11 protein-coding genes are annotated in these 15861 nt (G+C 64.0%); 7 read left to right on the top strand and 4 right to left on the bottom strand.

The features are described from left to right. The first annotated feature begins 401 nt into the window (after positions 1 to 401). From NDI85_RS09555 to NDI85_RS09570, 4 genes are all read left to right on the top strand, one after another. On the top strand, positions 402 to 1001 hold the full coding sequence (locus NDI85_RS09555; RefSeq protein ID WP_310915619.1) for a hypothetical protein: 600 nt from the start codon (positions 402 to 404) through the stop codon (positions 999 to 1001). 602 nt (positions 1002 to 1603) lie between these two features. Beyond that, positions 1604 to 2653: a hypothetical protein gene (locus NDI85_RS09560; protein WP_310915620.1), complete on the top strand. Its 1050-nt coding sequence runs from the start codon at positions 1604 to 1606 to the stop codon at positions 2651 to 2653. Then, positions 2590 to 3633 carry an ATP-binding protein gene (locus NDI85_RS09565; protein WP_310915621.1) on the top strand — a complete coding sequence of 348 codons (1044 nt, stop codon included), beginning with the start codon at positions 2590 to 2592 and terminating at the stop codon, positions 3631 to 3633. The genes NDI85_RS09560 and NDI85_RS09565 overlap by 64 nt, the downstream gene beginning before the upstream one ends. A gap of 539 nt (positions 3634 to 4172) precedes the next feature. Further along, positions 4173 to 4307, top strand: coding sequence for a hypothetical protein (locus tag NDI85_RS09570; RefSeq protein ID WP_310915622.1), 135 nt, complete (start codon positions 4173 to 4175; stop codon positions 4305 to 4307). 149 nt (positions 4308 to 4456) lie between these two features. Here NDI85_RS09570 and NDI85_RS09575 read toward each other — a convergent pair whose 3' ends face one another. Beyond that, the gene (locus NDI85_RS09575; RefSeq protein WP_310915623.1) at positions 4457 to 5470 is read right to left on the bottom strand and encodes a DNA cytosine methyltransferase; all 1014 of its coding nucleotides are present in this window, start codon (positions 5468 to 5470) and stop codon (positions 4457 to 4459) included. Between the two features lie 373 nt (positions 5471 to 5843). On the opposite strand from NDI85_RS09575, the gene NDI85_RS09580 reads away from it, so the two are divergent. Genes NDI85_RS09580 through NDI85_RS09590 form a run of 3 tightly spaced genes read left to right on the top strand, consistent with a single transcriptional unit; the run spans position 5844 to position 11396 of the window. Then, on the top strand, positions 5844 to 6656 hold the full coding sequence (locus NDI85_RS09580) for a hypothetical protein (RefSeq protein WP_310915624.1): 813 nt from the start codon (positions 5844 to 5846) through the stop codon (positions 6654 to 6656). Beyond that, positions 6653 to 7894 (top strand): hypothetical protein, encoded by a 1242-nt coding sequence (locus NDI85_RS09585; protein ID WP_310915625.1) that lies wholly within the window; start codon positions 6653 to 6655, stop codon positions 7892 to 7894. Before NDI85_RS09580 ends, NDI85_RS09585 begins: the two co-directional genes overlap by 4 nt. Next, entirely contained in the window at positions 7887 to 11396 is a 3510-nt protein-coding gene (locus tag NDI85_RS09590) for a UvrD-helicase domain-containing protein (RefSeq protein WP_310915626.1), read from the top strand. The genes NDI85_RS09585 and NDI85_RS09590 overlap by 8 nt, the downstream gene beginning before the upstream one ends. A 47-nt stretch (positions 11397 to 11443) precedes the next feature. Here the strand turns inward: NDI85_RS09590 and NDI85_RS09595 are convergent, their stop codons facing one another. The 3 genes from NDI85_RS09595 to NDI85_RS09605 are packed head-to-tail and all read right to left on the bottom strand — an operon-like array spanning position 11444 to position 15708. Continuing rightward, a complete protein-coding gene (locus NDI85_RS09595; protein WP_310915627.1) occupies positions 11444 to 12484 on the bottom strand; it encodes a DUF4350 domain-containing protein in 1041 nt (346 codons plus the stop codon). Continuing rightward, positions 12477 to 13421 carry a S49 family peptidase gene (locus NDI85_RS09600; RefSeq protein WP_310915628.1) on the bottom strand — a complete coding sequence of 315 codons (945 nt, stop codon included), beginning with the start codon at positions 13419 to 13421 and terminating at the stop codon, positions 12477 to 12479. Before NDI85_RS09600 ends, NDI85_RS09595 begins: the two co-directional genes overlap by 8 nt. A 52-nt stretch (positions 13422 to 13473) precedes the next feature. Then, positions 13474 to 15708: a PKD domain-containing protein gene (locus NDI85_RS09605; RefSeq protein ID WP_310915629.1), complete on the bottom strand. Its 2235-nt coding sequence runs from the start codon at positions 15706 to 15708 to the stop codon at positions 13474 to 13476. Positions 15709 to 15861: the final 153 nt, after the last annotated feature.

Consider the following 15861-nt stretch of genomic DNA (forward strand, 5'->3'; position numbering starts at 1 on the left):
GACGAGCTTTCCGCCGCGATAGCCCGGGGATGATAGGTAGTGTTCCCGGGGCGGTCTGAATGAGGTGTGTTCCCGGGGCGGTCTGAATGAGGTGTGTCCCCGGGGCGGTCTGAATGAGGTGTGTCCCCCTCATGGGACTAGCCATCGCGTGGGCTGTAATGAGTTCGAGAAACCCAATCCAAGATATACTTCGGACGGGTCGCGTCCCCTCGTGGGACACTTGCTCACCAATTGGCCCGCAGAAATCGTTACCACGTATTCATTCGAGGGTATGGCCTCTTCCAAGAGGTCGGGAGTGCTAGAATAAGTTAGAAAAAGTGGAGTAGAAGCACAGGTCATACTAACTTATTCTTAACTATTTCTAACTAACACCAATAGGATTCGGCATCGTAGATATAGATATGATAGTCGATGTGAGCGGCACCCGAGTAGACATCAAGCACCCAACCGCCATCTTCCTCCAGAGCCTCCACGAATTAGGCGGGAGAGCGAATACCCGAGACATCGCAAAACGCTCTGGGCTGGAGACTTGGCAAGTAAACGAAGCATACAATCAAACCGAGGATATGGGGTTGGTCGAATGGTACGGCGAGTACGACGCCGCATCGCGCGGCCCGGGAAGTGACCCCAAATTGTTCGAGTTGACGGGAGACGGTCGCCGCGTGGTTGAGCGCGGCGTACCCGGTAAAGTCATTCAACTCAACCAGACCGACGCAAAGCTCGCCGAGCAGGAGATTGACGAACTGAAGGAATGGGTCGCCCGCGTAGAGGGGAAAGTCAACACGGCGGAACATAGCGATGTCTCCCAGCGGTTTGATGAGTTCCGGGAGCGTTTGGATGAGGCCGAGAACGTTGATGATGTACAAGAGGACCTCGCTGAACTTGAGGAATACATCTACGAGTGGCACGAGTCGGCGGAGACGTACCTTCGAGCAATTCGACGAGCTCTAAACGACCAAGGCATCGAGCTCAGCGATTACCTCGTTGAATCTGCTGACTGAGCAAGCGGTCTCAATTTTCTGAGTGCTTGGCCAACTGTGAATACAGATATATCTCAAAGATAATTGAAAAGACGAGGGATGAGTTCCCAGCCACAGCCCTCGCGTGGAACCGATGCCAAGGGGTCGTAAACGACCCACGTTGGACAGATATATATGACATTTCTAGGGTCTTATACTTTTGCGCAACTGATATGACGACGGCCAGAATGATACCCCTCCGACCCCCCTCCAAGACCCCCTCTAAAACGATGTTGTCAACAGTTTCAGCATAGCTACGACGATGATTGGGACTTGCAGAGGGGGGGGGGAGGGGTAAATTGAGAGTGTCTTTGTACTATTTCTGGACGATTTTTCTTCATGAATCTTGTTAACAAGTAACAAATCTATTTATACGAATAAACACCGTTTCGACCCCTCCCCCCCTCCCGTGATAATGCTAAAACGCTGTTGCGGCCAATCCCTAAGGCTGTATCTGAGGATTCCTTCTGTTTTGGAGGGGGGTCAGGGGGGGTACCCCCCACCCGCCCTCTATTGAAAGTTTTATATACACTTAATGTCAATTTCCCGATTAATTAATAATATGGTAGTAACAATAGAATGATATGGCATCCCAGCCACAGTCCGACGAGACCGGAGAAGCGGTACAGAGTGACGAACAAGAAGACGAATTCAACGAGTGTCTGTTGTTCGACGGGCCATATGGAGTGGACCCGGCAACGATGAGTGTCCTCGACGAGCATTTTGAGTCGTCTGATGGCGATGACATACTCGTGACAAGTCTCGAAGATTGGCAAGACATCGGAGACGACGTTGCAGAGGACCTGATTAGTGGCGGTGGAGGTGGCGAACTCCTCCACTACCTGACGGAGTGGGCACGTGCAAACGGCTACGAGAACGTCACCTTGGAGGGAGACATCCTCAACTCCAAGCGCGTGGAGGACCTCCGTTCTGACGACATCGGGTCGATTGTGTCCCTCGAAGTTCGGTGTAATGACCGTACCGAGGTGTTCGAGGTCGTGCGGCGTGCGAAGTTCCAGTGCCGCCAGTGTGGGAAAATGTACGTCCGCGACCAGTCCCGGTCAAGCGGTCAGGACCAGAAGGTAGACAAGACGAAGTGTCCTGCGTGTGACAGTGGCATCCGTTCGCAGGAATTCAAGCAGAACCTCTCTCACGATTGGTTTCTTGACTCCCAGCAGGTCATCTTGCAGGACATGCACTCCCTCGCTAAGACGGCGAGTCCGCACGACATCAAGGCCGACTGCCACGAACACTTTGTCGGTGAGGTAGAATCTGGGGACACGCTTTCGGTGAACTGTTTAGTGCGCGTTGAAGAAACGGAGCAAAAGCAGACCGACATGTACCTGCAGGTTGTGGGTGTCGAGCATACCGACCGAGAGTACGCTGAAGTTGTTGTATCGGATGACGAAATTGAAGAGTTTGAGCAACTGGCCGAAGACCCGGAGGTCTATGACATCATCTCCGAGAGCGTAGCAGACCAAATTAAGGGTGATTACGGGCTTGCTCGTCGTGCGCTCCTGTATCAGATGTTCGGTGGAGTACCGCGTAGTGAGACCGGGGAGACATCCACGTGGCGTTTGTCGGTGACAGCGGGACGGGTAAGACGAAACTCGCCCGTGGGACTGTTGACGTGACCCCCACGAGTCAGTACAAGAGTGCAGACAACTGTACGGTGGCAGGCCTTACGGCGGCGGCTACTCACGAGGACAGATTCGATACGTCGAAATGGACCTTGACTGGGGGCGCACTTGTCAGGGCAGATGGTGGTCACGCGGTCATCGACGAATTGGACAAGGCTGGCGACGAGGTGCAAGACTCGTTGCAAGAAACGATGTCTGAACAGCAGGTTTCGGTGTCGAAGGCCAGCATCGACGCTACGCTCCCGGCGAGGTGTAGTGTGATGTTAGTTGCTAATCCGAATAATGGACGTTTCGACATTTCTCGTCCGCTCGACAAACAGATTGACATCAAACCTGCAATCTGGAGTCGCCTAGACATCATCGTCCCGTTCGTTGACCAAGTTGACCGGGAGAAGGATGAAGCAATTGTTGAAGGCATCCTTAACCGCGCACAAGAAGACGAAGCGGACTCCCTTGATGAGGATTTCATCACTAAATACGTCTCATACGCTCGTCGGATTGACCCGATGGTGACAGATGAAGCCCGGGAACATCTGAAAGAGACGTACCACGAGATGCGAGATAACTCGGTTGGAGACCGTGTTGCAGTTGGAACTCGTCAATTCGAGGGGATGGTTCGGATTGCGGAGGCATCTGCCCGGGTGCGGCTGTCCGAGGATGCAGAACTGGAGGATGCAAAACGTGCGACGGACATCATGGATACGTGGATGTCGATGCTTATGACCGACAATACAGGGTCGTTCAGCGTTGATGCGTTCCACGAGGAGGTCGAAGAACGAAGTGAGATTAACTCACTCTGGCGAGCTATGGAAGAACTCGATGATGGTGACGGTGCAGACCGTCAGGCTGTGCAGGAGATAATGGAGGAGCGATACGGGATTGAGGAAGCGTACCAGACCGTCAACAAGCACATGGACGAACTGGAGCAGGTCGAGGATGACGACGGGAACAAAATCCTCCTCGACCAGCGGTAGACGTTGCAGTAGCCCTCAGCGACCTTTTTGAAGCTCGTCAATCATTTGGCGGGTGTACAAATAACATGCCACGCGTGGCCGCAGTCGCATTCCATCCAGACGGACTCCGCGTTGACGGTCATCTTGACATCACACTTGTTCCACGTCAGGGCCCCGGGAACTCATCCGCGTTATAGACTACCTGTCTGTACGGGAATGTCCGTACTTGCCAGCGTACATTTCTACGGCATAAATCCTACTATATTGTCGTTTAGTGGGATTATACGACATATTGCTTATTGTTCTTTATTGTATATGCGCTAACGATGCCTGAAAGACAAAACAGTTTGATGGGGATTGATTGGGCTGATTTTCTCGGCTCTGATGACCTCGCGGAACACACAGAGGCGGTTGCGACAGGAGTAGATGCTCCCGGCCTTGATGTAAGTCCTCCAGTGCGTCGCCTATTGATTAGCCGACCGAATGTTCTCGATGGCACAGACCAGATTAACTTCCGGTTGGCCCCAGAGTGCGCTAGGGCAGTCGTCGAGTTGGAGCGAATGGCTCAAGACGAATTCGAGGAAAGTATCAACAAATCATACGTCCGCGACGCCATCGTCCGGGTCGCCGCCGCCCATCCCAACGAGGTGATGGGGATGCTTGCGGCCTATGGGTTCGACTTCGAAGGCGACTGACCAACGTGGTCTGACTGAGATACCAAAACGAGTGCGCATATGTTTTCTCTCGCGTCAACCGCTCCGGGCGCTCTGAATGAGGTGTCCCCCCCCCCGGGGTACGCGGCGTACACCTCTTCGACGGTCACACCAGTGCCCGATATGCGCGGTCAGTCGTCCGCCGGAGAGACCCCGTGGTCGGAGAGGGTCGTCTGCCCGCGCAGGGTGGCCAGTTCGAGGGATTCGCGGACCGTCCGGGCGATGTGCTGAGCCAGCAACGGCGGGACAGCGTTGCCAACCTGCTCGCGCTGAGCCCCGACACCGCCGAAGAAGCGATAATCGTCAGGGAATGACTGGAGAGCCGCCGCCTCTCTCACCGTCAGATAACGAGGCTGATGCGTGTGGAAGTGGAGGTTTTCAGCGATGATGGTTCGTATCGGGCCACGGAGCGGTGCGCGCACCTGATGGTCTGAGTTAGCGTAAGGGTCTTTCCCCAGAGGAGTCGGATAGAAGTCGTCAGGCAATCCGTCCCCGTGACGCCCCAACTGCGCCCGCCAGTCGTTGTTCGGCAATTCGTCGCGAAGCTGGACACGGTTCAGGACCTCGTAGACAGGCGGCGGGGAGAGAGGGGGCAGGTCAGGCAGGCGCGGCACCCCATCGCGGAGTCCGACGACGAAGAGACGAGACCGCATCTGCGGAACCTCAAAGTCGCTTGCAGTCAGCACGTTGTAGGCGATGTCGTATCCGATGTTATCCACCCGCTCCAACACGTTGGTAAGAAACGCGCCGTCAGCAGTGGCTTTGATGTCGGGGACGTTTTCGATGATGACCGCTCGCGGGTTGAGGTAATCAACTAAGTCCAGATAATCCCACATCAGCGTGTTACGCGGGTCGTCGGGGTCCGACTCGCCCAATCCACTGTGGCCCTGACACGGCGGGCCGCCGATGACCGCATCAACGTCGCCCGGGGAGATACCCACTGCGTCGCAAACCTCTGCCGGGGACAACTCGCCCACGTTCAGATTGTACGCATCCGAGTCGTGATTGGCGTAAAACGTCGCCAGCGCGTCGTTGTCGGCGTCGATGCCAGCGAGGACATCAAAACCAGCCTGTTCAAAGCCTGTGGAGAAGCCGCCTGCTCCACAGAATACGTCCAGTACGGTCGGGGGGGTTTCAAACTCCATACAAATATAACGAAGTTCCTAACATGAATCCCCGTATTTTGATTCAACTTTATTAGAAATAGCCGGTAATTATTTCCGTATTGTTGTGAAATTGTTGCTACTTAACGTATGATGCGCCAGATGTTCGGCTGACGTCGAACGAACGGCGGCCGGGCGTCGCCCGGCCCGATTCTCTACTCGCATGCTGTCACGGCAGTACTCGGTGAGAGGCGTCGCTACTGTCACGGTTCGCTAACAGCGACGACAGCCAGTCACCAGCGTCGGTGACACGTCGAGATGACAGCGGACAGCGTGCGACAGTGACCGACAGTTCTTCAACGGCGAGGCGTGTACGAACTGAAACCGAGAGAGCCGGATTTTCGGGGACGGGACAATGCAACGCGAACACACACGTGCGGACACGCTCCCAGCGCAGGTGACGCTCCACGTCGGAGCGGAACTGGAGCTGCTAGACCGAGCCCGTCACACACCACGGCCGACCGAACTCGTCGTCGCACCGGTCGAACTGCACCAGCGAAACGTACAGCGACGGCTCCGCGAGGCGAGGGAGCCGAAAGACGCGTTCGAGTTCGACGACGTCGTCGGGGTGAGCCGCAGCGTTCTCCGTGCGAGCGACGCGTCGACGACGGCTATCGACCGTATCGACCGACTCACGCTCGTTCGGGAGATACTCGGCGAGTCGGCGTCCGCGCCGTCCGTCTCGCTGCCCGTGGGGACGGGGGCGCACGACCCACAGCACGTAGAGCAGATTCGGACGGAGGTAGAGACGATAACCAACTACCACCCCGAGCGCATCGCTGCGTGGGAGGACGCGGCCGGGGACCTGTACGCGCCGATCGACGCCGACACAGCGGCACTGCTCGATACGGCGCTCGACGTCGAACGCGCCCTCAGAGCGCAGACGGCGAAGGCCGTCTCCGAGACCGAACTCGTGCGCCGGGCGACGCGGGAGCTTACGGCAACAGACGGGACCGCGTGGACGGGCGCCTACCCCGAGACGGAACGACTCTCGCTGATGGGGCTGAGCAGTATCTCCGCGACCGTCGCCGACTTCCTCCACGCGCTGGTCGCGGCGACGACGCTGGACGTACACGTCTACTTCCGAGAAGTCACGGGCGAATATCTCGAACAGCGGTTCCCGTCGCTGTTCGACATCGCAGAGCCCGGTGTGGAGGTGTTCGGGTGACGCCGCCGAACCGACTCGCGCTCGCGCGTCCGCTTGAGCCACCCGACGTCCCAGCCGTGGAGATGGTGTCGACGACGCGGCGTGCGGAAGCGCGGAGTGTGATGGCACTGGTCGCCGCGCTCAGATCGGGGGGCGTCCCGGTCCGTGATATCGCTCTCGTCGTCCGCGACCTAGACGCGTACGAGGAACCGCTGTTCAGAGCGGCGATGCAGTACGGCGTCACGCCCGTGTTCTGGACACAGCTCCGAGTGACGCGAACGCGTCCGTACGCACTCGTCGAGTCGGTTTGCGATGCGCTCGCTGGCGAGCGGGTCGACACACGGACGCTGCTCCGACCGCTGGAACACCGCTGGGCACCGGCTTCGGCGGCAGGTCACTCGTGGCCCGTGGAACCGGGGGTCGTTCAGCGAGCGATAGCCGGTCTGCCCGACGGCGCTCGGCCAGTCGAGGAGTGGGTCGAGGTAGTGGCGACGACCGACGACGTCGACGCTCGGATCGGGGCGTTCGTCCAGTGGCTCAGCGACGTACCGGAACCGCGCCCGGAGACTGTCGCCTCCGTCCTCGGGGCGGTCGTAGAGGCGTACGCCGACTACGGGCTCCCGGAGACCAAAGCCGCCGACGCACCGGCACTGCTGGCGACCGAAACGGACGCTCGGGCAGTCGTTCGCGTCCGGACCCTCGTCCAGCAACTCCGGCACAAGTTCGCGGAGAGGGTAGACGACGGGAGCCTCGAGCGGTCGTGGGCCGACGTCGCCGAACTGTCGTCCGTCATCGCGACACAGCGACCGGGGCGCCGCGAACACTCGAACGCCCGTGCCGTGGACGTTCTGGAGGCGAACGACGTGTGGGCACTCGACGTCCCCTACGTCGTCGCCGTCGGCCTGACGGCCACCGAGTGGCCACAGGAGACCGAGTCGACGCTACCGCCGGAGTTTCAGGAGGCAGTGCTACGAGGCGCCGGGTCGGCATCGACGCTCGCGCCGAGTCCCGCGTGGACCGACGGGCGAGACAGAGATCACTTCGCGGACACGCTCTGTGCGGCAGCGAGCGGCGTGGTCCTGACACGACACACCGAGACCGGCGGCGGTGACACCGTCCACCCATCACCGTTCCTGACGGCCCTCGATACGGACTCCGTTTCGGCTGGCGAGATGGAGCGGCTGCGGAGCGCCGACCGAGCGCTCCCGGCGCCGATTCGGGCGATGCTGTCCGAGGCGGGGGGCGAGACGGATGACTGAGAAGCGAACGGGCGAGACGGACAGCCCGATCCGCCTGCAGAACGCACAGGCGGATATCCGGGACGCATACTTCGACCACGAGAGCGGGCTCTTCACGCTCTCCTGCGTGCCCGGGGCCGGCAAGTCGACGGTCGCGTATCGCATCGCGCCGGACGACATCCTCCGGCGATACGTCGCTGGCGACCCCACGCCCGAACAGCACATCGCCGTCGTCTCGTTCAACCGCGACGAGGCGGCAGACATCGTCCCGGAGGTCTGTAAACAGCTTCGAACCATCGTCGAACACGACCTCACGCCGGTCGCGTCCGAGGTGTCTGGGGCCGAGGTGGAGTCGCTGGTCCAGCGCGTCCAGCGCGCCCCGTTCGTCGGGACTATCGACAGTCTCCTCCGGGGAGTGCTACAGGAGTTCGTCTACGCCGTCGGCTTCGATGGGATGCCGTCCGTGGGCAACGAGGCACTGCTGAAGCGGGTGCACGCGGACTGCTACGAGCGCCTCGCGACCGACCCGTCACACGCGGCCCGCCTCGAAGCGCTCGATGCGGCCTACGAGTCGGGTGAATACGTAGACGGTATCGCGGATATGCTGGAACGCGCCGTGACGTACTGCCGCGACCGCCGGCTCTCGACGGCGGCGTTCGAGCGGGAACTCGAACGGACCCGGGCGTCCGTCTACGACGGTCGACCCGAGTCCTTCGAGGACATCGTCGCGGCCGTAGAGCGGGTCGTCGGAGCGGGCGACGTCGGCGAAAGCGTGAGAGCGGCCGTCGACGGGACGGACCGGGACAGACTCGTCGCCGCTGACCAGCACCTCTACGACGAGTGGGGTGTGCGTATCGAGGACTTCACCGCGCTCTTCTCGGCCTACCGGGCGGCGTATCGAGAACTGACCCGCGAGTACGGCGTGGTGTCGCACACGGACGTGGCCTATCTCGTCGCGTCGTACTTCGACGAGACCATCGCCGACGCCGATTGCGTGGGTCGCGTCGACGACGCCCACAGACAGCGCGTGCGCAAGCGCTATCGCGGTCGGTTGCGGAGCGTGATCATCGACGAGGCACAGGACGTCTCGGCGATTCAGCACGCGGCACTGTCACATCTCGTCGGCCCGGAGATGCGCGTCTTCGCCTGTGGCGACGTGCGCCAGTCTATCTACCGGTGGCGACACGCCGACCCGACGCTGTTCCAGTCGGCGGCGAGAGACGGCGAGTACCTCGGCGTCGACTGGTCCACCCATCGCAACGAGACCGCGACGACGACGTACCGGTGTGTCCCGGACGTCGCCGCCGCCGTCGACGCCGTCGCGGCCCCGATGTTCGGTGACGAGTCACGCGGCGACGTCGGCGACCTCGAAACGGCGTTCCCGTCGCTCGACCCGGCGCGGGACGGGACGGACGAGACAGCGGTCCACGTCGCATCGTTCTCGAGCAACCACCGTCCGGGCTCCGCCGAGTGGGTCCACCCCGAGGACGGGGGTGGCGAGGCGGACGTGCTGGCGACCCACCTCGCGAAGGGGCTCGCCGACGGCACGTTCACCGACGACGGCGGCGACCCGCTGGACATCACCGTCCTGTTTCGCCGGGGGACGCGGATGGGCGACTACGAGGCCGCGTTCGAGGCGGCCGGACTGCGGGTCCGCAACGCCAGCGAGCCCCTGTTCGACCATCCCGCGGTCGAGGCCGTCCTCGACGTGTGCGACTGGCTCGCAGGGCCCGGATCACCGGAGCGGACCCGAGAACTCGTGACCGGTTCCGGCCTCGGACTGGCCTCGCTCGCCGACGTCTTCGAGACGCACGGCTGGGACGTCGATGCGGTGCTCGACGCCGCCGATGAACTCGAAGCGTCACAGGAGCGGACGCTCACCGGGTTGCAGCAACTCCGTGACCGTCGTGACGCCGCCGAGATGCGGCCGGCGTCGGCCTACCTCGAAGACGTCGCCGAACGGCTCGCGCTCCGCTCCGATTCGAACGAGTGTCTCCCCGACACCGACACGCGGCAGCGTATCGCGGCTCTCGACGCGCTCGTCGAGACGGTCGCGGAGTGGGAGACAGACGAGTACTACGGCCCGCAGGAACTCACCGACCTCGTGGCGCCGTTCCGAGAGACGCCGAGCGACGGGCCCGCACAGCCGAGCGTGTCCGGGTCGACGTACGACGTGGCGTTTCGAACGATACACCGGGCGAAGGGCGACGAAGCCGACGTCGTCGCCGTCGCCGACCCCGGGTTCGACATCTGGTCGCAGGGGCCGGTTCATCGGCGGTTCGTCACACAGGGACCGGTCGCTGGACTCGCGCCCCCGACGAACACCGAGGTGCCGACCGATATCGACGTTCCGCCGTTCGTCGGCGGCCTGTACACACCCGACAGCGGCCGGACGCGGGACGTCGGGCTCCGGTGGGCGACGGCCCGGTGGCGCAATACGGTGACGGGGGCGGCAGACAGCGGCGGACTCGTCGGCCCCGACCGGTTGCAGCGAGTGGTCGAGAACGAACTGGCCGAGGCGTGGCGCCTGCTGTACGTCGCGCTGACTCGGCCACGGGACCACCTCGTCGTCCCGCTCCCGCGGTCGCTGCCCGGCGATTGCCCTCGCGACCGGTGGATAGAGACGCTCCGGGACGGACTCGGCTTCGACGGTGGCATCGACTCGTACACGCTCTCGACGCCGAGTGGGGAGGTGGCAGTCGGCGTCAACGACGTGGACGCGCTCGCGACCCGGGAGCGTGACTCGGGGTCGCCGCCGGATCCAGACGTCGCCGTGACGCCGCCCCGCCGTTCGTGCCTCGACCCGTGGGTCCCACGGTTCTGCAACCCCAGCACGATGTACCCGCTCACGGCGGACCCCGACGCGCACGTCCTCGCCCACCTACTCGGGGACCCGCTCCACACCGCGGCGAACGAGGTACCCGACGACCTACCCCTTCACTTCGACGCACTGGGGCCAGAGTCGGTCGGGACGTGCCTACACGAAGTCGTGACGCGGCTCGTCACCCGCGGTGTTCCGGAAGCCGACCTCCGGGCGATGGACGCCGGCGTCCGTCGAGTGTTCGACGAGGTCGTTCACGACACCGCGTCGGGAATCGGCGAGGACGAACTGGCCGCACTGTGGACGTTCTTCGGCGACGTGGTCGAGGACCTCCTCGCGTCGAGCCTCTGGGAGAGACTCCAGCGTGCCGAGAGCGTTCGCGTAGAGCACCCCGTCGACGGGCTCGTTAGCGTCGCCGACGTCGAGGTCGAGGTCCACGGCAAACCGGACTTCGTGGTCGACCTGCCCTCGGGCGAGCGGTACGTGACCGACGTGAAGATCGCGCTCGCGGAGCCGACAGCGGAGACGCGACGGCGATACGACCTGCAGGTGTCGGCGTACGCGTACCTCTTCGAACGGGAAAACGGGTCGAGTGGCGCTGTCCGGCCGACCATCGAAACGTTCGGTGTCACACGCGAGACGGTCACACCGTCGTGGCCGCCGGAGGTCGTCGAACGACGAGTGCAGTCGCTGCTGGAGTGACGGGGTTCCACGGGACGGGCGCGGGGGCCGCTCTCGACCCGGCCCGCTCAGGTCGACGGCGTCGGCGTCTCGTTGGTGGGCGTGGCCGTCTCGTTAGTCGGTTCGTCGTCCTCGTCAGACTCGCCGTCAGTCACGGGTGGCCCGGGGAGGTGTTCGGGCGCGTCTCCCGCCGCGAGAAACGAGAGGAGGTTGCCGACGAACGCCTCGTTGTCGGCGTCGTACACCTCCGACCGTTCGAGCAGGGTCGTGTCGGCGACGAACACGAGGTTCTCCGTGCGGGCGACGGTGGGGTACTGGCCGGCCCGACGGGAGTCGAGCGTCCGCGTCCCCGGGACGGACTGGTACACCACCTCGGCGTCGCTGGTTCGGCGGACGGCGACGTAGCCGCCGGCGTCGAACGTGACCGTCTCGGCGCCGTCGGTCAGCGGGTCGTCGCCCCGCGGCGAACTGTAGATGCTCTTGAAATTGTTGTCGGTGGCCGTATCGTCGACGTTGAACAGCGGTTCGGCGCCGATGCGGACGCCGTAGGACTCGGTCAAGTTGTTCGCACCGAAGGAGACGGTGGTGGCTCCCCCGCCGAACAGGCCCGTCGAGACGCGCGACTGGGTCGGTTCGGCGAGGACGACCACGTGACCGCCCGCGGCCGTGAAGTTGCGGATTACCGCCCGTTCGCCGGCGGAGAATCCCTCCGTCGGTTGGACGACCAGCAGGCCCGACCGGCCCGCGAGCGTCCGGTTGTACGGCTGGTCGCTGTCGACGGCGTCGGAGAACGTCACCGTGTGGCCGGCCCGGAACGCGGCTTCGACGGCCGGTTCGAGGTCCGACTCCTCAAACTGGTTGCTGTGGTCGGCGTCGACGAGGATGCGAGCGTCCCCGCGCTCGACGGCTATCCGCCCCGTCTCGGGGTCGACCTCGGGGTTGACCCGGTCAGGTTGGAACTGCGCCGGGGACTGCCCCTCGATGCCGACGCCGTCCGGCGTCCCGACCGTCCCGCCGACGACGAGACCCAGTAGCGCGGTCCCGCCGACGAGCAGGACGGCGACCACGATGTACGTCGCGACCAGCGTGACGACGCGCCCCTCAGTCATAGACGTACACCTCTCTGTCGGTGGCGTTCCCCGCCGGGACGCCCCAGACGGCGTAGTACTCGACTGGCTGCTGGAACGCCTGCTCCGGCGTGTCCTCGGGCCGGTCGACGTAGACGACGTCGCCCTCGACCCGTTCGACGGTCCCGTCTAGAACGAGGACCTGCACGGGGCGCTGGGTATCTGCGTAGACCACGTCGTACTGGTCGTCTTCGATGTCCGGGGAGAGCGCGGCGGCCCGTTCGATGGCCACCCCGATGTCACCGATGCGGTCGGCAAAGCCGTTCTGGACCGCGCGGGTACCGAGATAGGTTCGGCCGTTGGCGACGTCGTCCCGGCCCAGCGTGAGTTCGTCGCCGCGGTGGCGCATCACCGTGCCGACGAACGCTCGTTGGAGCGTCTCGATGTCCCGCCGGAGACTGTCGAGGCTTATCTGGGCCTTGTCGGGGCCCGAGCGGACGAACTGCTCTTGCTGTCGTGCGGTGTCCTCGATGACGCTTCGGGGTACCTGCACGATGACGCCGATGCTGCCGACGTTCGAACTCGGCTTGACGACGATCTCGTCGGCCGGCGAGATACCGAAGTACCCGCCGGACGCGGCGGTCCCCTCGACGTAGGCGACCACCGGCATCTCGCTTGCGGTCCGGTTGACCGCCAGATACAACTCCTCGCTCGCGTCGACGGGACCACCGGGACTGTCGACGCGGAGGACGACCGCACCAATGGAGTCGTTGTCCCGTATCTGTCTGAGTCGCTGCGTGACGGCGGCCACGTTGGCGTCGGTGGTGCCGCCGCGAAGCGTGACGACGGCGACGCTCTGGCGGTCGCCGCCCGCGCTGGCGGTCACGTCCCAGACGACCGGCCCCAGAACGACCGCCGTCACGACGGCGGCGGTGACGACGACTACGTACGTGGCCGTGGTAGTTGGTGACAATTTCATTTACATTGACACTATCTGCGGTAGGTGCCACCGGACGAATAGCTTTGGGGAGTCAGCGGCGACGGGCCAGCAGGGCGGCGACGAGGACGGCCACGAGCGTGATCGCGACGCCGAATCCGGGCCCCGCCAGCCCGGTCGTCCGTTCGGTCGTGCCACTCACGGCGTCCGTCTCGGTGCCCGACGACGGCGCGCCGGACCCGCCGTCCGACGGCGTCGATGCCGCGACGGCGCTGACCGTGGTGTTCGCCTCACCGACGCGGACCATGTGGGCACCGGCCGAGTCGAAGCGGCGGACGAACGTCGTCGTCGCGGTGTCGCCGGCCGGCACCGAGACAGTCCGGTTCGTCGGGGTGCCGGCCCCGGCGAGACTGATCGTCTCGGTGCCCGCCCGTCGGCCCTCGTTAGTCACGGTGACTGTGACTTCGACCGGGTCACCGACCGTCGTCTCGGAGACGTTGGAGCGTACGTCCGTCACCGAGAGCGCGGGGACCGGCACGCCGACCGTGAGTTCGAGCGGTGCCGCGGTCGTGACGTTGTAGACGTGCCGCCCGCCAGCGGTGTCGACGAACGTCGTGTTCAGCGCGGTCACCGACCCGTCATCGACGCGGTAGGCCGTCACTGCGTCGGGGTCGACGCCCGCGAGGTGGGCTCCGGCGACGCTGAACGTCGTCGTCACCGTGGCGTTCGCGGCCGTATCGGTCGCCAGCGTGCCGACCGACCTGACCCCAGTGACGTCCCGCGTCGTATTGGTCGGCCCGGCTACGCGGAGGATAGCGGGCGTCGCACTCGGAGAGAGGCTGAGTCGGTCGTAGGTCAGCACGCCGTCGGCGACGTCGGGCGTAACGCCGACGGGGCCGTCGGCAGACGGTGCGGCGACGTTGACGATGGCGCTCCGACCGTCCGGCCGGTCGATTGCGATGATCGGTCCGCTCGGTTCGGACGCGACCGGACCGCCGCCGCCACCGCCACCACCGCCACCACCGCCGCCACCGCCCGAATCACCGCCGCCGGACCGGGGTCGGACCATCACCGTCGTGGCGTCCGTGGCTTCTCGTCCCAACCGATCGGTGACGGTGAGTCGGAACACCATCGTCGTCTGGCCGTTCATCGACGGGACGTCGAACGAGGGAGCGGGACCGGACGCGTCGTCGAGGTCGACGGATGGCCCCTCGACCTGCGTCCACGCGTACGACGCGTTTCCGGCGGCCTCCGAGGCCCGGCCGTCGAGGGTCACGGTGTCACCTTCGGTCACCGACTGGTTCTCGCCGACAGTAGCGACGGGAGGCGGGGTCTCGGCCGCGGTGACGACGACCGTATCTGTACTCGTTCGCTCGCCGTCCGTGACGGCGACCTCGAAGACCAGTCGCTGTGGCTCGTTCACGTCGGGCGATTCGAACTCGGGCGTCGCCGTCTCGTCGTCGTCGAGGTCGACGGATGGGCCCTCGACCTGCGTCCACGCGTACCCGAGGTCGTCGCCGTCGGGGTCAGAGGATCCGGTCGCGTCGAGTTCGACGGTCGTCTCCGGCGTGACTGAGCGGTCCCCACCGGCCCTCGCAGTCGGCGGTCGGTTCGGTCGCTCGACGGTCACGGCGACGCTGTCGGTGTCCGTGGTCCCGTTCGCGTCGGTGACGGTCAACTCGAAGGCGAGCGTCGCCGCGTCGGTCACGTCGGGTGCCTCGAACGTCGGCGTCGCCGTCTCGTTGGCTGCCAGCGTGGCGGTCGGCCCACTCACTTGCGTCCAGCGGTACGTAAGTCCGTCACCGACGGGGTCGGCGGACTCGCTGCCGTCGAGTTCGACGCTGGCCCCTGGCGTGACCGTCCGGTTCTCGCCCGCGTCGGCCGTCAGCGGCAACTCCCCGCTCACGTCGACCTCGTCGACCGTTCGGTCGGTGACACGTTCGCCGGTGTCCCGATAGATGGCCGACCCGGTCGCGACGAGGTCGTATGCGCCCCGCTCGGCAGTCTCTGGGGCCCCGAGCGTCAACACGACGGTGTGTTCGTCTCCGCCACGCCAGACCCACGCCCGGTCGTCGTAACTCGCGGCACTATCGCCGTCGTCCTCGACCGTGACAGTCCAGTTCGCCGGCACCGAGACGTCGATTCCGGGCGCGTCGGCGTCCGTTACCTCGACGGTCACAGTGACGTCCACCGACCCACCCGGTGCGACGCTGTCGGTGTCGAGTGACTGCGCCACGACGACGGTGCCGTCGGGTGCAGCGACCGCCGTTGGAACGGCGACGACGGCGAGGAGCGCGAGACAGGCCGCGACGACGTGTCGTCGTGACATCTACGTCACACCTCCCTGTCAAAGCTCACGGAGCGGTAGCGCGTCGACACGGTGAAAACGGCTGCAAGGCGGGACGGAACCATCGATGTCCGTAGTCGGGGCCCCCCAGTGGTTTGTTATGGCCGCGTTGTGTCGGTAAGGCCCGCTTTCCCG

Source organism: Haloarcula sp. S1AR25-4, from assembly GCF_031624555.1.
GTDB classification, from domain to species: domain Archaea; phylum Halobacteriota; class Halobacteria; order Halobacteriales; family Haloarculaceae; genus Haloarcula; species Haloarcula pellucida.